Genomic DNA, 13,682 nt, shown 5'->3' on the forward strand with positions numbered 1-13,682 from the left:
TCCTCATATTTATTTATGATCAGTCTTGACCGTTTGGGTATTTTCATCGCCATCGTCGACGCCGGTTCGCTGACGGCCGCCGCCGCCGTGCTGGGCCAGAGCAAGGCCGTCGTCAGTTTTAACTTGAAACAGCTGGAAGCGGAGCTGGGCGTGTCGCTGCTGACGCGCAGCACGCGCAGCCTGGCGCTGACCGACGTGGGACGGCGCTTTTACGAGGATTGCCAGCGCGTGCTGAGCGAAGCCCAGGGCGCCATCGAGACGGCGCGCCAGGGGCACCAGGGCTTGCGCGGCACCCTGCGCCTGACCACCACCGTCGAATACGGCAGCCGCACGGTGATCCCCGCGCTGATCGCCTTTGCCGCCGCCCATCCGCAGCTGCAAATCCAGCATTCCTCGTCGTCCTCGCATGAAGACCTGATCTCGGGCGGCTACGACCTGGCCATCCGCATGGGTTCCCTCAACGATTCGAGCTACCGCGCCGCGCTGATCGAGCCGTATGCGATCTGGCCCGTCGCCTCGCCCGCCTACCTGGCCAGCCTGCCCGGCCGGGACATCGCCACCTTGCCCGACCTGCAGCGCGCGCGCTGGCTGGCGCACAGCCGCCTCGCTACGCCCCTGCGCTGGGACGTGCACACGCCCGACGGCCCCGCCGTCTTCGTCGCGCAGGACGACGCCGCCATCCATTCCGACTCCGCCTCGGCCCTGCTGGGCTTTGCCCTGGGCGGCTGCGGCGTGGCCCTGCTGCCGCAATGGCAGGTGGAAGGGGACGTGCGCGCGGGACGTTTGCGCCGCCTGCTGCCCGACGTCGTCTTCCCGGAACAGGGCGTGTATGCCGTGTATCCGAACACCCAGCATATTGCGGAAAAAGTGCGCGCGTTTATCGACTTCTTGCGCGCGTTCGTGGGCATGCCCGCCTGAGGTTTCACGTGGCGCCACGGCGCCCATGTCACGTCGTCAATACTTGTTGAATACAACGATTTCCAAAGGGCAAACGAGCGCCCATTTCGCTTTTCACGGCCTACACTGGAAGGACGTTGTTCACCGATTGGAGACCATCATGGCACATACATTGGCAGCAGTTTTCGCCGTGCGCGACATGGCCGAGCGCGCCCGGCACGACCTGATCACGGCGGGCTTTCCCGGCGCCAACATCCGCCTGCACGATGCGGGCAGTGACGACTTTTCCGCCACGGAAAACATCCGCCGCGACGACAGCGACAGCCTGCTCGACAGCGTCAAGCATTTCTTCACGGACCTGTTCGGCAGCCACGCCGACCGCCACATCTATGCGGAAGCCGTGCGGCGCGGGCATGTCGTGCTGACACTGGAAGGGGCGAGCGACGCCGATATCCAGCGCGCCACCGACCTCGTCGAGCGCTATGCGCCGCTCGACATCGATGCGCACGCCGAGCACTGGCGCACCGGCGGCTGGCAGGGCGCGCCGCAAGACGACGGCGCGCGGCGCCAGGGCGCCAGCATGCAGCAGGGCGCGTCGGCCGGCAACCTGAACGAGACGGCGGCATCGCAGCAATTTGCGGGCGGCATGGCGCCGCCGTCATCCGGCGCGGGCGCCAACGCGCGCCGCTACCCCAGCGCCGACAACCTGCCGGGCACCAGCTACGACGACGAACAGTACTACCGCAACCACTGGAGCGCCACCTATGTCGCCACCGGCGCGCGCTTCGAGGACTACGATCCCGCCTACCGCTATGGCCATTCGATGGCGAACAGCGACAGCTACCGGGGCCGCCCGTGGGATGAGGTGGAAGCGGAGCTGCGTTCCACGTGGGAGCACACGTATCCGCAATCGGCGTGGGACAACTTCAAGGCGGCCATCAAACATGGCTGGGAGCGCATCACGTCCTGACGCGCGGCGAGGGGATGGCTCTGTCAGCGCCCCTCGTGCGTGAGCTTGAGGAAGTGGTTCAGGATGTGGAAGTGGTCTTCGAAGAACTGCTCTTCCATGGCCGGCAGGGCGCTCACCGGCACCCACTGCGCCAGCGCCGCATCGTCGGCCGCCGTCACGGCCGGCAGCTGGCGCGTCTTCAAGTCGAAGTAATGCGCATGCGTGATGGTGCGTCCCCGCTGGCTGCGGTCCGGATGGTCGAACACGGCCACGCCGACCAGCGCCTCGACCAGGGTGGGCGCCAGCACGCCCAGCTGGGTTTCTTCCGCCAGTTCGCGCAGGGCGCCCTGCAGCAAGCGTTCTCGCGGCTCCAGGAAGCCGCCGGGCAGCGCCCACAAGCCCTTGCCAGGATAGCCGCCGCGGCGCACCAGCAAGACGTGGCCGCCCGTCTGCACCAGCGCATCCACGGTGCAAAAGATGGGCGCATACGGCGCCGTGCGCCAGCGCGCCTTGTACGCTTCGATGGCGCGGTATTCCTGCACCAGCGGCGCGTACCACGGCAACAAGGTCCACGCTTTCAAGTACTGGCCGATGGCCGCCGGCAGCAGCTGCGCCACGGCGCTCAGCGACACGTCCACGTCTTCCGCCTCGAACAGCACGTTGCGGATCGCCGTCGCGCCGATGGGCGCACCGGGATCGATCTCCAGGTTGAGCAACTGCCAGTGCGGGAAGTGGTGCAGGTAGTAACTGGTGGCGTCCTTGAAACAGGCCACCAGAGTGACGCGCTGCACCGCAGGCACGGCGCCCGCCACGGCGCGCCGCACGGCATCGGCCCACAGGCCATCGTCGTAGTAATCGCGCACGGCCACGTAATGCACGCGCGCGCGCTGCGCCTCGGGCAGGGTGGCGGCGATCATGGCGGCCCGCTCCTGCCACGTAAACGGGTTCTTCGGGCTGCGCGCATGGAAGGCGGAACCAAGCACCACCACGACGCTGGCGGCGGTGGCCAGCGCCTTTTGCAGCAAGCCCGCATGGCCATTGTGAAAAGGCTGGAAGCGGCCGATCAGGATGGCCGCGTCGGCAGGATAGGATGAGCTCATGCGTCGTCTCCGGTGGGGTAGTGGGCGGCGATCGGCAATTGACGCCCGCTGCCAAAGGCGCGCGAACGCACGCGGATGATGGGCGCCGCCTGGCGCCGTTTGTATTCATTGCGGGCGACCATGCCGAGGATGCGCGTCACCAATGCGCGCCCCTCGTCCGTCTCGCGCAGCTGGTTGACCAGGGTCAAGGCTTGCGCGCTTTCTTGCGCCGGCAGGCGGCGTCCCTCGATATGCCATTTCAAGATTTCATCGAGCACGGGATAGGGCGGCAAACTGTCAGTGTCGCGCTGGCCCGGCGCCAGTTCCGCCGACGGGGGTTTGTCGAGCACGGCGACGGGGATCAGCTCGCGCCCGGCACTGGCGTTGAGGTGGCGCGACAGGGCGAACACCTCCGTTTTATACAGGTCGCCAATCAATCCCAGTCCCCCGTTCGTGTCGCCATACAGGGTGCAGTAGCCCACCGAGATTTCGCTCTTGTTGCCGGTGGTGAGCAGCAGGGCGCCAAAGGCGTTCGAGTATTCCATCAGGATGGTGCCGCGCACCCGCGCCTGCAGGTTTTCCAGCGGCAGTCCCTGCAGCTTGCCGTCGAAGGCTTGGGCATAGCCCGCTTCGTATTGCGCCACGATGTCGCGGATGGCATGCGTGTGCAGGACGATGCCCAGGTTGGCGCACAGGGCGACGGAATCGGTGACGGAGCCGGCGCTGGAAAACACGGACGGCATGGTGATGCCTACCACGTTGTCCGCGCCCAGGGCTTCCACGGCCAGGGCCAGGGTCAGCGCCGAATCGATGCCGCCCGAGCAGCCGACGACGACTTTCGTGAAGCGGCAGCGGCGCGCATAGTCGCGCAAACCGAGCACGATTTGACGGCGCGCAAATTCCACGGCCGGGATGCCGTCCGGGTCGGGCACGGGAAACGCCGCGCCGTCCGTGCGCGTAAAACGGCCGTCGGCAAAGCGCAGCAATGCATCATCCTCGACGAAGCGGGCCGCCTCGAATTGCACGCCGAGGGTGGGGGACATGGCGAACGAGGCGCCGTCGAACACGAGTTGATCCTGGCCACCCACCTGGTTGACGAAAAGCAAAGGCAAGTTCACGCGCGCGCAGGCGGCGCCGAACACGGCATGGCGCTGCGCGCGCTTGCCGATGTCGGACGGGCTGGCGTTGATGCTGACGACCAGGTCGGGCCGCGCCGCGTGCAGGGCGTCGAACGGGTTGACGGCGTAGGCGCGGCCATCGTCGTTCCAGCCATCCTCGCAAATCATGAAGCCCACCTTGCAGCCGGCGATATCGAGGGTGCAGGCGCCGGGCGGACCCGGCTCGAAATGGCGGCCCTCGTCGAAGATGCCGTAGGTCGGCAGCAGCTGCTTGTAGTATTCGGCCACGATGCGTCCGTCGCGCATCGCCAGCAGGGCGTTGTACAGGGGCTTGCCGACGCCGGGATTGGGCCGCGCCGTGCCGATGACGGTGACCAGCGCCGGCCAGCGCGTGGACGCTTCCAGCACCGTGTCGAGCGCCTGCTGCATGTCGCGCAGGAAGGCGGCGTCCTCGAACAGGTCGCCCGGATAGTACGCGCACAGCGACAACTCGGGACACACGAGCAAGTCGGCGCCATCGCTGCTGGCGCGGCCCATGCGCGCGATGATGGCGGCACAATTGGCGTCGAAGTCGCCCACGGTGGGATTCATCTGGGCGAGAGCGATGGTCAGCATGGCGATCCTTCATTGGTTACGCTTGAAACCACTATCCTGCCTGAAAAATTTTCTGAGCGTACTGATGCAATCGTGCAAGCCTGCCGATCAGGGTGCTACAAGGTCTTGAGCCAGGCCCGCAAGCGCGTGCGCGCATTCGCATACGGCGACGACGTATTGAACTGGATCATGCGTCCCATCGTGTAATGCGTGTACCAGGGCTGGCCATACAATTGCGCATCGTCATGGCTTTCAATCAGCGCCAGCAGCTGGTCTTTCGCCCGTGCCAGGCGCTGCAACAAGTCGTCCATATTCAAGTCAGCATAGTCGGCATAGAAGCGCTGCGCCAGTTTTCCCAGAGCGTTCCACGTGAAACCTTCGGCGGGAAAGGCGATGTCCTCGATGCGTTGACCATCGCGCAGCTGCGCGTGCCAGTGCAAGACCAGTTCATTCCAGCCGACCAGATAGGCGAGCAAGTCGCACACGCTCATGCGCGTGCCCGCCACTTGCCCTTCCAGCACGGGTTCCCGCGCCAGCGTGGGCGGCACGCGCGCCAGCTCCTGCATCAACTTCGCATACGTGCTGTCGATGGCGGCTATCAGTGCCTGCTTGCTGTCGGGGATCGCCATCAGGCCGCCTTCACCACCGGCAAGCCGGCCGCCTGCCAATCGTCGTAGCCGCTGCCGAGACGGCGCGCATGCAAGCCGTGCTGGCGCAGGGCCGCCACGGCTTGCACGGACAGCACGCAATACGGGCCGCGACAGTAGGCGGCGATTTCTGCATTCGCCGGTAATTCGCCCAGGCGGCGCTGCAAGTCATCAAAGGGAATATTGACCGCACCGGGCAAGTGGCCGGCCGCAAATTCCTGCGCCGGCCGCACGTCGAGCACGGTGATGCTGGCTTCGCGCATGCGTTCCAGCAACTCGTCGCCCGTGATCGCTTCCACGTGGTCGCCCCGGCCCAGCGCCTGCAATTCGCTGCGCTGGTGCTGCGCATACACGTCCAGCGCGGCCAGCAGTTGCACGATGGGGCCGCTGCCCAGCCGGTACAGCACGCGCTTGCCGTCGCGCCGCGCCAGCACGAAACCGGCGCGCCGCAACTGCTGCAAATGCTGGGAGGTATTCGCCACGGACAAGCCCGTCAACTCCACCAATTGCTCCACCGCATACTCGCCGTGCACGATCTGCTCAAGCAGGCGCAGGCGCGGCGCGCTGCCTAAAATATGGGCAAACCCGGCGGAACCGGTGAGAAGTTCGATATCGGCATTTTTCATTGACACGATGCTAGCACCCTTATAACATTCAAGCAATTAATTGAATGTTAGGAGCAGCAATGCAAATACTCTGGCTCGATGCGCTGGCGATCGGCGCGGGCGCGACGGCGGTGATGGATGTGTGGGCAGTGGCGTTAAAGCGCTTCTGGTGCATTCCCTCGCTGAACTTTGCGATGGTGGGGCGCTGGCTGGGCCATCTGCCGCGCGGCACCTTCACCCACGCCAACATCGCCCAGGCGGCGCCCGTGCGCGATGAAGCCATCCTGGGCTGGACGGCTCACTATGCGATCGGCGTGCTGTTTGCGGCCGTGCTGCTGGCGCTGGTGGGTGACAAGTGGGTGCAAGGGCCGACCTTCGCGCCGGCCCTGCTGGCGGGCCTCGTGAGCGTGGCCGCGCCGTTTTGCATCTTGCAGCCGGGCATGGGCGCCGGCCTGGCCGCCAGCAAGACGCCGCATCCGACGGCCGCCCGCCTGCGCAGCCTGATGGCCCACACGGCGTTCGGCATCGGCCTGTACCTGGCGGCGCTGCTGTGGTCGACGGTCCGCTAGGACGTCAGCGGCGGCACGGGCGCGGGCGCCGGCGCGGCTGCCACCGCCGACATGGCCGGTGCCTCGGGCTGGGCCGGCACCGTGCTCAGCACCATCGTGCTGGGCTTGGCGATCGCGATATGCGCCGCGTCCAGGCGCTTGAGCAGTTCAAACAGCAGCGCGCTGCGGATGCCCGAGGTCAAACGCGGCGACGAGGCATAGCCGGTGGCGTTGAACAGCAACAAGCCATTGTCGATGCCGTCGAGCTGTACGCTGGGCGCCGGCGTGTCGAGCACGTCGGGATTGTCGACAAAGGTGGACAGGATCAGCGCGCGCGCCGCTTGCGCATCCGTGCCCAGCGGCAACGGCAGCTTGACTTGCACCAGGCCCAGCGGATTGGCCAGGGTGACGTTACGCACCGTCTTGGTGATGAATTCCGAGTTCGGCACGATCACCGTCGAGCGGTCGCTCAGTTGAATTTCCGTGGCGCGCACGTTGATGCGGCGAATGTCGCCCTCCACACCGCCGAGTGACACCCAGTCGCCCACTTTCACCGGACGTTCGGCCAATAAAATCAGGCCGGAGACGAAGTTCTGCACCACCGCCTGCAAGCCAAAACCGATACCCACCGACAAGGCCGACGCCACCCACGCGATGCGTTCCAGGCCGATGCCGGCGGCCGACAGGGCCAGCGCCACGGCCAGCACGCCGCCGATGTAGCCAAACAGCGTGATGAACGACACTTGCATGCCGGAATCAAGGTTGGTGGTCGGCAAATAACTGTTTTGCAGCCAGCGCTTGAACAGGCCCAGCGCAACAAAACCGGCGAGCAACACCAGCAAGGCCTGGATCAGCGCGGCAGGGCGGATCGCCACCTCACCGATGGCCAGGCCATCCTGCAGCTTGCCGACCCGCTGGAACAGCTCGCCCGGCCCTTCGCCGAACGGCGCCAGCAGCAGCATCAGGGCCAGCAGCACGACGATGGCGCGGCCTATGCCCGACAGCAGCACGGCCGCCTGGTCGCGCGCCTTCGGCGTGGCCAGCACGGGGTTGGCCACATCCGGCGGGGGCGGGGTGGAAGCCAGCAGCATGCAGATATCGTCGACCAGCACCGTCAGCAGATAGGTGCTGCACAGCACCACGATGACCCAGGCGATTTGCTTGGCGACAAAGCTGCCGAACGCCACATAGCCGACCAGCAAGCTGATGACGCTGGACGCCAGCGCCAACCACAACAGCACCGTGACGCAGCGCAGCCACAGCGGCGTGACCAGGGTGGCGGGATCGGCCTCGCGCAACTGGCGCCAGCAGCGCTCGGCGCGCATCAAGCCGTAGGCGATGGTCGTGCTCATCACCAGGGCGACGATGCAGTTGACGGCCACGGCCGTCGACAGGCCCGCATTGATGACGATGGTGACCCGTTCCGTCGCCCACACGAGCACGACGATGAAGGAAAACATCGATGGAAAATTGCGCATGCGGTGCGCCAGCGCGTCGGGCAGGGGCAGCAAACGCCACGACACGCGCCGTGGCGACAGCAGCGCGTGGCCCAGTCCCGCCGTAAAACCGGCAAAACAGATGATGCCGATCAAGCTGCTGAGAAAAGTCGAGGTTTTGTCCGACAGGCCACCCTCCCAGCGCAAGCCCATGGCCAGCAATTCCGCCACCAGTCCCGGCGTGGCCAACGCCAGCACCAGCACGGCCAGCGCATGCAAGGAGCGGCGCAAGCGGCCATGCGGCACGCGCGTGGCCGTCACCACCAGCAGGTAACGCGAAGCCCAGACGCTGGCGCCGATCACGGCCACGATGGCGGCCAGCAAGCCGCCCCAGGCCGACCACGGCGTGGCGCTCGCCGCGTTCGCCAACTCCAGCTCCAGCGCCCGCAGGCGCTGCAAGTTCTGCGGTAATTCCGCATGCAGCTGTTTCCAGAAAGAACCAGCCAAAATCGACGCCGTGCGCTCGCCCAGGCGCGCCTGCAACTGCGCGCGGCGCACGGTCGACACTTGCTCCGAGGCCTGCGCCGCTTCCACGGCCAGCAGGCGCGCCAGTTTCACCTGCGCATCGAGCGCGCTGCTGGTGCGGTCCAGCTGGCTGCGCTGCGCCGCCACGTCGGGCGCATCTTTTACCCCCGCCGCCGGCTTGCCCAGCTCGGCCAGCCGCGCCTGCACGCTCGACAATGTCGGCGCGAGCGCGTCGGCCACCTTGTCCGCTTCGGTGCTGGCCGCCAGCGCATCGGCGCGCATCTGCGACAGGGTCGCGTCATCCAGATCGGCCTCGCCATCGAGCGCCTTCTGGATGCCGGTAATCTGCTTGCGCAAGCCGTCGAGGCGCTGGTCGGCCGTGGCGGCATCATCGACGGGCTGCGACCAGGCGGGCGGCGGGGCCAGCGAGCACGCCAGCAACAATGCCAGCAGGAAAGGGAAGAAACGGAGACGGAAAGAAGTCATGCGGACCTATGGCTGAAAATGAGAAAAACTGCCGGACTGGCGGCGGCGCCGGTCATGGCGTGCCGCCCGGCGGGTGCCTGCCAATATAGCTGAAAACACCGGCAAGCCACAGGATCAGCGGAACTGGCGTGTGCCTCCAGGCGCGACTAGGCATATTGCCCTATGGAAATATCATTCAAAAAGGTCTAGGATCGTCGTCCGCTTGGCGGCGCGGCACCCATCTGCACGCCGCCGACCTTTTCACCATTCCCTCCGTATTGAGACAGCCATGAAGTTTTTATCCAACCTGACCATCGGCACACGCCTCGCCACAGGCTTTGGCGCCATCGGCGCCATGCTGATCATCATCTCTTGCCTGGGCATCGCCATGCTGGGCAAGATCAACCAGGGCACCGGCCATATCGTGCATGACAGCATGCCGAAGATCGAGCTCGCCAACAGCGTGTCGGCCAACATCAACGACATCGCCATCGCGCTGCGCAACATGATGCTCAGCGCCGATCCGGCCGACCAGCGCAAGCAAACGGACGCCATCCTGGCCGCGCGCCAGGCGGCGGCCGGCAATCTCGGCAAGCTCGCCCGCATGCTCGATTCCGACCGCGAACGCGCCTTGCTGGCCAAGATGAACGACGCCAACACGCGCTATGCGCAGGGGCAGGAAGCCTTGCTTGAACTGATCCGTAGCGGCACGCCGGACGACAGCAGCGCCTACCTGTACGGCCAGCTGCGCCCCGTATTGCTCGTCTACAAACAATTGATTGCTGAACAGATCAGCTTGCAAAATACCCTGGCCAACACGGCAGGCGACAACGCGAATGCCACCTATGCCAACACGCGTACCTTGCTGATCGGCATGTCGCTGGCGGCGCTGGCCATCGCGGCGGCGTTGGCGTATGGCATCACGCGCTCGATCACCGGCCCCGTCACCACGGCGCTGCAGGTGGCCAACACGGTGGCCGCTGGCGATTTGCGCAGCCAGATCACCGTGCAATCGAGCGATGAAATGGGGCAACTGTTGCAGGCGCTCAAGCGCATGAACGACAACCTGGCGCAAACGGTGGGCACGGTGCGCGCCGGCACGGAAACGATCGCCTCGGCCTCGTCCGAAGTGGCAGCGGGCAGCCTGGACCTGTCTGCGCGCACGGAGCAGCAAGCCAGCTCGCTGGAAGAGACCGCCTCTTCCATGGAAGAACTGACCTCGACCGTCAAGCAGAATGCCGACAATGCGCGCCAGGCGCATGTGCTGGCCGATACGGCCTCCGGCGTGGCGCAGCGCGGCGGCGCCGTCATCGCGCAAGTGGTGGCGACCATGCGGCAAATCGATGCCTCGTCGAACAAGATCGCCGACATCATCGGCGTCATCGACGGCATCGCCTTCCAGACGAATATTCTGGCCTTGAACGCGGCCGTGGAAGCGGCGCGCGCGGGCGAACAGGGCCGCGGCTTTGCCGTCGTGGCCACGGAAGTGCGCAGCCTGGCGCACCGCTCGGCCGCCGCGGCCAAGGAAATCAAGACCCTGATCGACGACTCGACCCAAACCGTGGCAGCCGGCAGCGAGCTCGTGCACCAAGCGGGCGACACCATGAGCGACCTGGTCGACAGCGTGCGCCGCGTGACCGACATCATGGAAGAAATCACCTCGGCCAGCGCGGAACAGACGGCCGGCATCGAGCAAATCAACCAGGCCATCAGCGAGATGGACAACGTCACCCAGCAAAACGCGGCCCTGGTGGAAGAATCGGCGGCCGCCGCCGCTGCCATGCAGGAGCAGGCGGCTACCCTGGCGCAGGTGGTGAGCGCCTTCAAGCTGGAAGCCGGCGCACCGGCAAGCAAGCCGGCAATCGCCGCGACAACCGTACCGCGCCAGCAAGCCGTCGCCCTGCGCATGCCGGCCGCCAGCAAAGCTGCACCGGCAGCAACGGCATCATCCGACTGGGAAGAGTTCTAAGACAGCAACGCCACAGGTGCCTCTCGGCGCCTGTGGCGTCATGCAGCATGGGCTGCTTCCTGTTACGCGACCTGATCCATGTCAATCAACAATCCAGTTTGACACGGCGCGGCTAGGCCGAGAGTTCTCTGCGGATGATCTCCGCGCCGGCACTGAGCGCATTCAATTTGCCTCTGGCTACCCGGCGCGACAAGGGCGCCATGCCGCAGTTGGTGCTCGGGTAGAGTTTGTCGGCATCGACAAACCGCAGCGCCTTGCGCAGGGTGTCGGCCACGTCCTCCGGCGTTTCAATGGTGTTGGATGCCACGTCGATGGCGCCGACCATCACTTTTTTACCGCGGATGAGTTCAATCAGATCGATGGGCACACGCGAGTTGTGGCATTCCAGCGAGATGATGTCGATATTCGATTGCTGCAGCTTGGGGAACGATTCCTCATATTGACGCCATTCGGAGCCCAGCGTATTTTTCCAGTCCGTATTGGCCTTGATGCCGTAGCCATAGCAAATATGCACGGCCGTTTCGCATTTGAGCCCTTCGATCGCCCGCTCCAGGGTGGCAATACCCCAGTCATTGACTTCATCAAAGAAAACATTGAATGCCGGTTCGTCAAACTGGATGATGTCGACGCCGGCCGCCTCCAGTTCCCTGGCTTCCTGATTCAGGATCTTGGCAAATTCCCAGGCCAGTTTTTCGCGGCTCTTGTAGTGGCTGTCATACAGCGTATCGATCATCGTCATCGGACCTGGCAGCGCCCATTTGATCGGCTGCGTGGTTTGCTGGCGTAAAAACCTGGCGTCATCGACAAACACCGGTTTCGGGCGGCTCACGGCGCCAACGACGGTCGGCACGCTCGCATCGTAGCGGTCGCGGATTCTGACGGTCTCGCGTTTGTCAAAATCGACGCCGCTCAGATGCTCGATAAACGTGGTGACGAAATGCTGGCGCGTCTGCTCGCCATCACTGACGATATCGATGCCGGCCTGCTGTTGTTCCTGCAGCGACAAACGCAAGGCATCCTGTTTGCCTTCGATCAATTCCTCGTCCTGTAATTTCCAGGGCGACCACAGCTTTTCAGGCTGCGCCAGCCAGGAAGGTTTGGGCAAGCTGCCGGCAGTTGAAGTAGGCAATAATTTTTTCATGATGATTGATGTCGTGTATTTGATTAATCAGAGAGCGTAATTGGCAGCCCATTGTTCCAGAATATGCTTGTACGGCTTGATGAAATGCTCTTCCGTATATTTTCCCTGCTTGACGGCCAGCTGGCTGCGCTCTTCCCGGTCATAGACAATTTGCGTCAGCGAATAATCCTGATTCTTCAGGCTAGGCTGATAAACTTTTCCCGCCGCTGAATTGGCATTGTAGATTTCGGGCCGATAAATCTTTTGAAACGTTTCCATCGTGCTGATGGTGCCGATCAGCTCAAGATTGCTGTAGTCGCCCAGCAGGTCGCCGATAAAATAGAACGCCAGGGGTGCGGCACTGTTTGGCGGCATGAAATAGCGAACTTGCATCCCCATTTTTTCGAAATATTCATCCGTCGAGGAAAATTCATTCTGTTGATACTCGACGCCCAGGATGGGGTGCTGATTTTCAGTGCGCTGGTAGGTCTTGCTGCTCGAGGCGCTGATGCAGATAACGGGCGCCTTGTTGAAGTGTTCCTTGTAAGTATTTGACCTGACAAAGTGCTTGAACAGCTTGCCATGAAAATCGCCGAAATCCTCCGGTGCGCTGAATGCAGATTGATTGTTGTTGTGCTCTGGCAGCAACACGCTGAAGTCGTAATCGCGGACGTAAGAGGAGAAGTTATTTCCTGCAATGCCGGCGATGCGTTCGCCGGTTTTTTTGTCGATGATGGTCGGCTTTAATATCTCGATCAAGGGGATATTGCCGCCTTTGACATCAATATTCAATTCGACGGAAATGATTTCAAGCTCGACAGAGTAGCGGTCCGCCTTCGGGTTATCCCAATGCGCCAGGCTGTTGAAACGGCTGTCGATCATTTTCAGGGTGTTGCGCAAGTTCTCCTGGCGGCTCGTTCCCCTGGCCAAATTGGCAAAGTTGGTCGTCAGGCGCGTATTGTCCGATGGATGATAGTTTTCATCGAAAATAATGCTTTTGATGCTGAATGCAAAATCTTTGCTCATGGTGATCTGGTGTCCTGAATTCTGCGAAAGGATGAATGGGGTAATTGCTTGGTGACCGTGGCGATGCGTATCAGGCTGCGACCACCTCTTCAGCGGTGACCGGGCTCGCATGGCGCGTCAATGCGATCAATGGCAATGCCCGTTGCACGGCCAGCGCGGCCCGCTGGATCAGGGCCTCGTCCTGCACGCGGTAGTCGGCGAAATCCTTGTCGGTGGCATACACGCCCAGCGGCAATGTGCGCGCCTGGAAAAAGCTGAACAACGGACGCAACTGGTGGTCGATCATCAGGGCATGGCGCTCGCTGCCGCCGGTGGCCGCCAGCAGGACGGGCTTGTCGATCAGGGCATCCTGATGAATGAAGTCGAAGAAATGCTTGAACAGTCCCGTGTAGGAGCCGCGGTAGACCGGTGTTGTCACCACCAGGATGTCGGCTTGCTCGACGGCAACAAGGTCCCGCTCCACCGTCTCGGGCAGGTGGGAGCGCCAGACCGCGCCGGCCAGCTGGGGGGCGAGCTGGCCCAGTTCGACCAGGCGTTGTTCGCACAGCACTTCCTCGGCGATCAGGTCCATCAGGTGCTCTGCCAGGGCGGCCGCCTTGGAAGGGCGTTGCAGCCCGCCGGAAACCGCGACTAAACGAAGTGGACGTGTCATGTTTGCTTTCATGTGAATGGATGCGCCAGGGCCGTAAAAGTGCAGGCAACAA

Annotated in this window: 12 protein-coding genes; 4 read left to right on the forward strand and 8 right to left on the reverse strand. The window is 63.8% G+C overall.

The annotated features are described in order from the left end of the window. Positions 1-15: 15 nt before the first annotated feature. Both O3299_RS19765 and O3299_RS19770 read left to right on the forward strand, forming a co-directional pair. Positions 16-918 carry a LysR family transcriptional regulator gene (locus O3299_RS19765; protein ID WP_305063032.1) on the forward strand — a complete coding sequence of 301 codons (903 nt, stop codon included), beginning with the start codon at positions 16-18 and terminating at the stop codon, positions 916-918. A 139-nt stretch (positions 919-1,057) separates the two neighbouring features. After that, complete coding sequence (locus O3299_RS19770; RefSeq protein ID WP_289918782.1) at positions 1,058-1,867, forward strand: hypothetical protein; 810 nt, start codon at positions 1,058-1,060, stop codon at positions 1,865-1,867. Between the two features lie 23 nt (positions 1,868-1,890). Here O3299_RS19770 and O3299_RS19775 read toward each other — a convergent pair whose 3' ends face one another. The 4 genes from O3299_RS19775 to O3299_RS19790 form a co-directional block, all read right to left on the reverse strand. Continuing rightward, on the reverse strand, positions 1,891-2,946 hold the full coding sequence (locus O3299_RS19775) for a bifunctional nicotinamide-nucleotide adenylyltransferase/Nudix hydroxylase (RefSeq protein WP_251349618.1): 1,056 nt from the start codon (positions 2,944-2,946) through the stop codon (positions 1,891-1,893). Then, positions 2,943-4,658 carry an NAD+ synthase gene (locus O3299_RS19780; protein ID WP_305063033.1) on the reverse strand — a complete coding sequence of 572 codons (1,716 nt, stop codon included), beginning with the start codon at positions 4,656-4,658 and terminating at the stop codon, positions 2,943-2,945. Before O3299_RS19780 ends, O3299_RS19775 begins: the two co-directional genes overlap by 4 nt. Positions 4,659-4,753: 95 nt before the next feature. Then, the gene (locus tag O3299_RS19785; protein ID WP_305063034.1) at positions 4,754-5,266 is read right to left on the reverse strand and encodes a ClbS/DfsB family four-helix bundle protein; all 513 of its coding nucleotides are present in this window, start codon (positions 5,264-5,266) and stop codon (positions 4,754-4,756) included. After that, entirely contained in the window at positions 5,266-5,910 is a 645-nt protein-coding gene (locus O3299_RS19790) for a metalloregulator ArsR/SmtB family transcription factor (RefSeq protein WP_251349615.1), read from the reverse strand. The genes O3299_RS19785 and O3299_RS19790 overlap by 1 nt, the downstream gene beginning before the upstream one ends. A 59-nt stretch (positions 5,911-5,969) precedes the next feature. Between O3299_RS19790 and O3299_RS19795 the strand changes: the two genes are divergently transcribed. Continuing rightward, complete coding sequence (locus O3299_RS19795) at positions 5,970-6,458, forward strand: DUF2938 domain-containing protein (RefSeq protein WP_305063035.1); 489 nt, start codon at positions 5,970-5,972, stop codon at positions 6,456-6,458. On the opposite strand, the gene O3299_RS19800 is transcribed toward O3299_RS19795, so the two are convergent. After that, positions 6,455-8,884, reverse strand: coding sequence for a DUF3772 domain-containing protein (locus tag O3299_RS19800; protein ID WP_305063036.1), 2,430 nt, complete (start codon positions 8,882-8,884; stop codon positions 6,455-6,457). The two genes, O3299_RS19795 and O3299_RS19800, sit on opposite strands and share 4 nt — an antisense overlap. 268 nt (positions 8,885-9,152) lie before the next feature. Between O3299_RS19800 and O3299_RS19805 the strand changes: the two genes are divergently transcribed. Continuing rightward, positions 9,153-10,832, forward strand: coding sequence for a methyl-accepting chemotaxis protein (locus O3299_RS19805; RefSeq protein WP_305063037.1), 1,680 nt, complete (start codon positions 9,153-9,155; stop codon positions 10,830-10,832). A 112-nt stretch (positions 10,833-10,944) separates the two neighbouring features. Here O3299_RS19805 and O3299_RS19810 read toward each other — a convergent pair whose 3' ends face one another. From O3299_RS19810 to msuE, 3 genes are all read right to left on the reverse strand, one after another. Then, a complete protein-coding gene (locus O3299_RS19810; RefSeq protein ID WP_305063038.1) occupies positions 10,945-11,973 on the reverse strand; it encodes a methionine synthase in 1,029 nt (342 codons plus the stop codon). A 27-nt stretch (positions 11,974-12,000) separates the two neighbouring features. Beyond that, positions 12,001-12,978 (reverse strand): DUF1852 domain-containing protein, encoded by a 978-nt coding sequence (locus O3299_RS19815; RefSeq protein ID WP_289906017.1) that lies wholly within the window; start codon positions 12,976-12,978, stop codon positions 12,001-12,003. Between the two features lie 70 nt (positions 12,979-13,048). Beyond that, on the reverse strand, positions 13,049-13,630 hold the full coding sequence (gene msuE / locus O3299_RS19820; RefSeq protein ID WP_305053657.1) for an FMN reductase: 582 nt from the start codon (positions 13,628-13,630) through the stop codon (positions 13,049-13,051). Positions 13,631-13,682 lie beyond the last annotated feature (52 nt).

Source organism: Janthinobacterium sp. SUN176, from assembly GCF_030587335.1.
Classification (GTDB): domain Bacteria; phylum Pseudomonadota; class Gammaproteobacteria; order Burkholderiales; family Burkholderiaceae_D; genus Janthinobacterium; species Janthinobacterium kumbetense.

What these genes read in the sequence shown, in the direction of transcription:
- O3299_RS19775 (WP_251349618.1), bottom strand. Translation starts at nt 2,946, where the DNA reads ATGAGCTCATCCTATCCTGCCGACGCGGCCATCCTGATCGGCCGCTTC.
- O3299_RS19800 (WP_305063036.1), bottom strand. Translation starts at nt 8,884, where the DNA reads ATGACTTCTTTCCGTCTCCGTTTCTTCCCTTTCCTGCTGGCATTGTTG.
- O3299_RS19765 (WP_305063032.1), top strand. Translation starts at nt 16, where the DNA reads ATGATCAGTCTTGACCGTTTGGGTATTTTCATCGCCATCGTCGACGCC.
- O3299_RS19810 (WP_305063038.1), bottom strand. Translation starts at nt 11,973, where the DNA reads ATGAAAAAATTATTGCCTACTTCAACTGCCGGCAGCTTGCCCAAACCT.
- O3299_RS19780 (WP_305063033.1), bottom strand. Translation starts at nt 4,658, where the DNA reads ATGCTGACCATCGCTCTCGCCCAGATGAATCCCACCGTGGGCGACTTC.
- O3299_RS19795 (WP_305063035.1), top strand. Translation starts at nt 5,970, where the DNA reads ATGCAAATACTCTGGCTCGATGCGCTGGCGATCGGCGCGGGCGCGACG.
- O3299_RS19770 (WP_289918782.1), top strand. Translation starts at nt 1,058, where the DNA reads ATGGCACATACATTGGCAGCAGTTTTCGCCGTGCGCGACATGGCCGAG.
- O3299_RS19805 (WP_305063037.1), top strand. Translation starts at nt 9,153, where the DNA reads ATGAAGTTTTTATCCAACCTGACCATCGGCACACGCCTCGCCACAGGC.
- O3299_RS19790 (WP_251349615.1), bottom strand. Translation starts at nt 5,910, where the DNA reads ATGAAAAATGCCGATATCGAACTTCTCACCGGTTCCGCCGGGTTTGCC.
- O3299_RS19815 (WP_289906017.1), bottom strand. Translation starts at nt 12,978, where the DNA reads ATGAGCAAAGATTTTGCATTCAGCATCAAAAGCATTATTTTCGATGAA.
- msuE (WP_305053657.1), bottom strand. Translation starts at nt 13,630, where the DNA reads ATGACACGTCCACTTCGTTTAGTCGCGGTTTCCGGCGGGCTGCAACGC.
- O3299_RS19785 (WP_305063034.1), bottom strand. Translation starts at nt 5,266, where the DNA reads ATGGCGATCCCCGACAGCAAGCAGGCACTGATAGCCGCCATCGACAGC.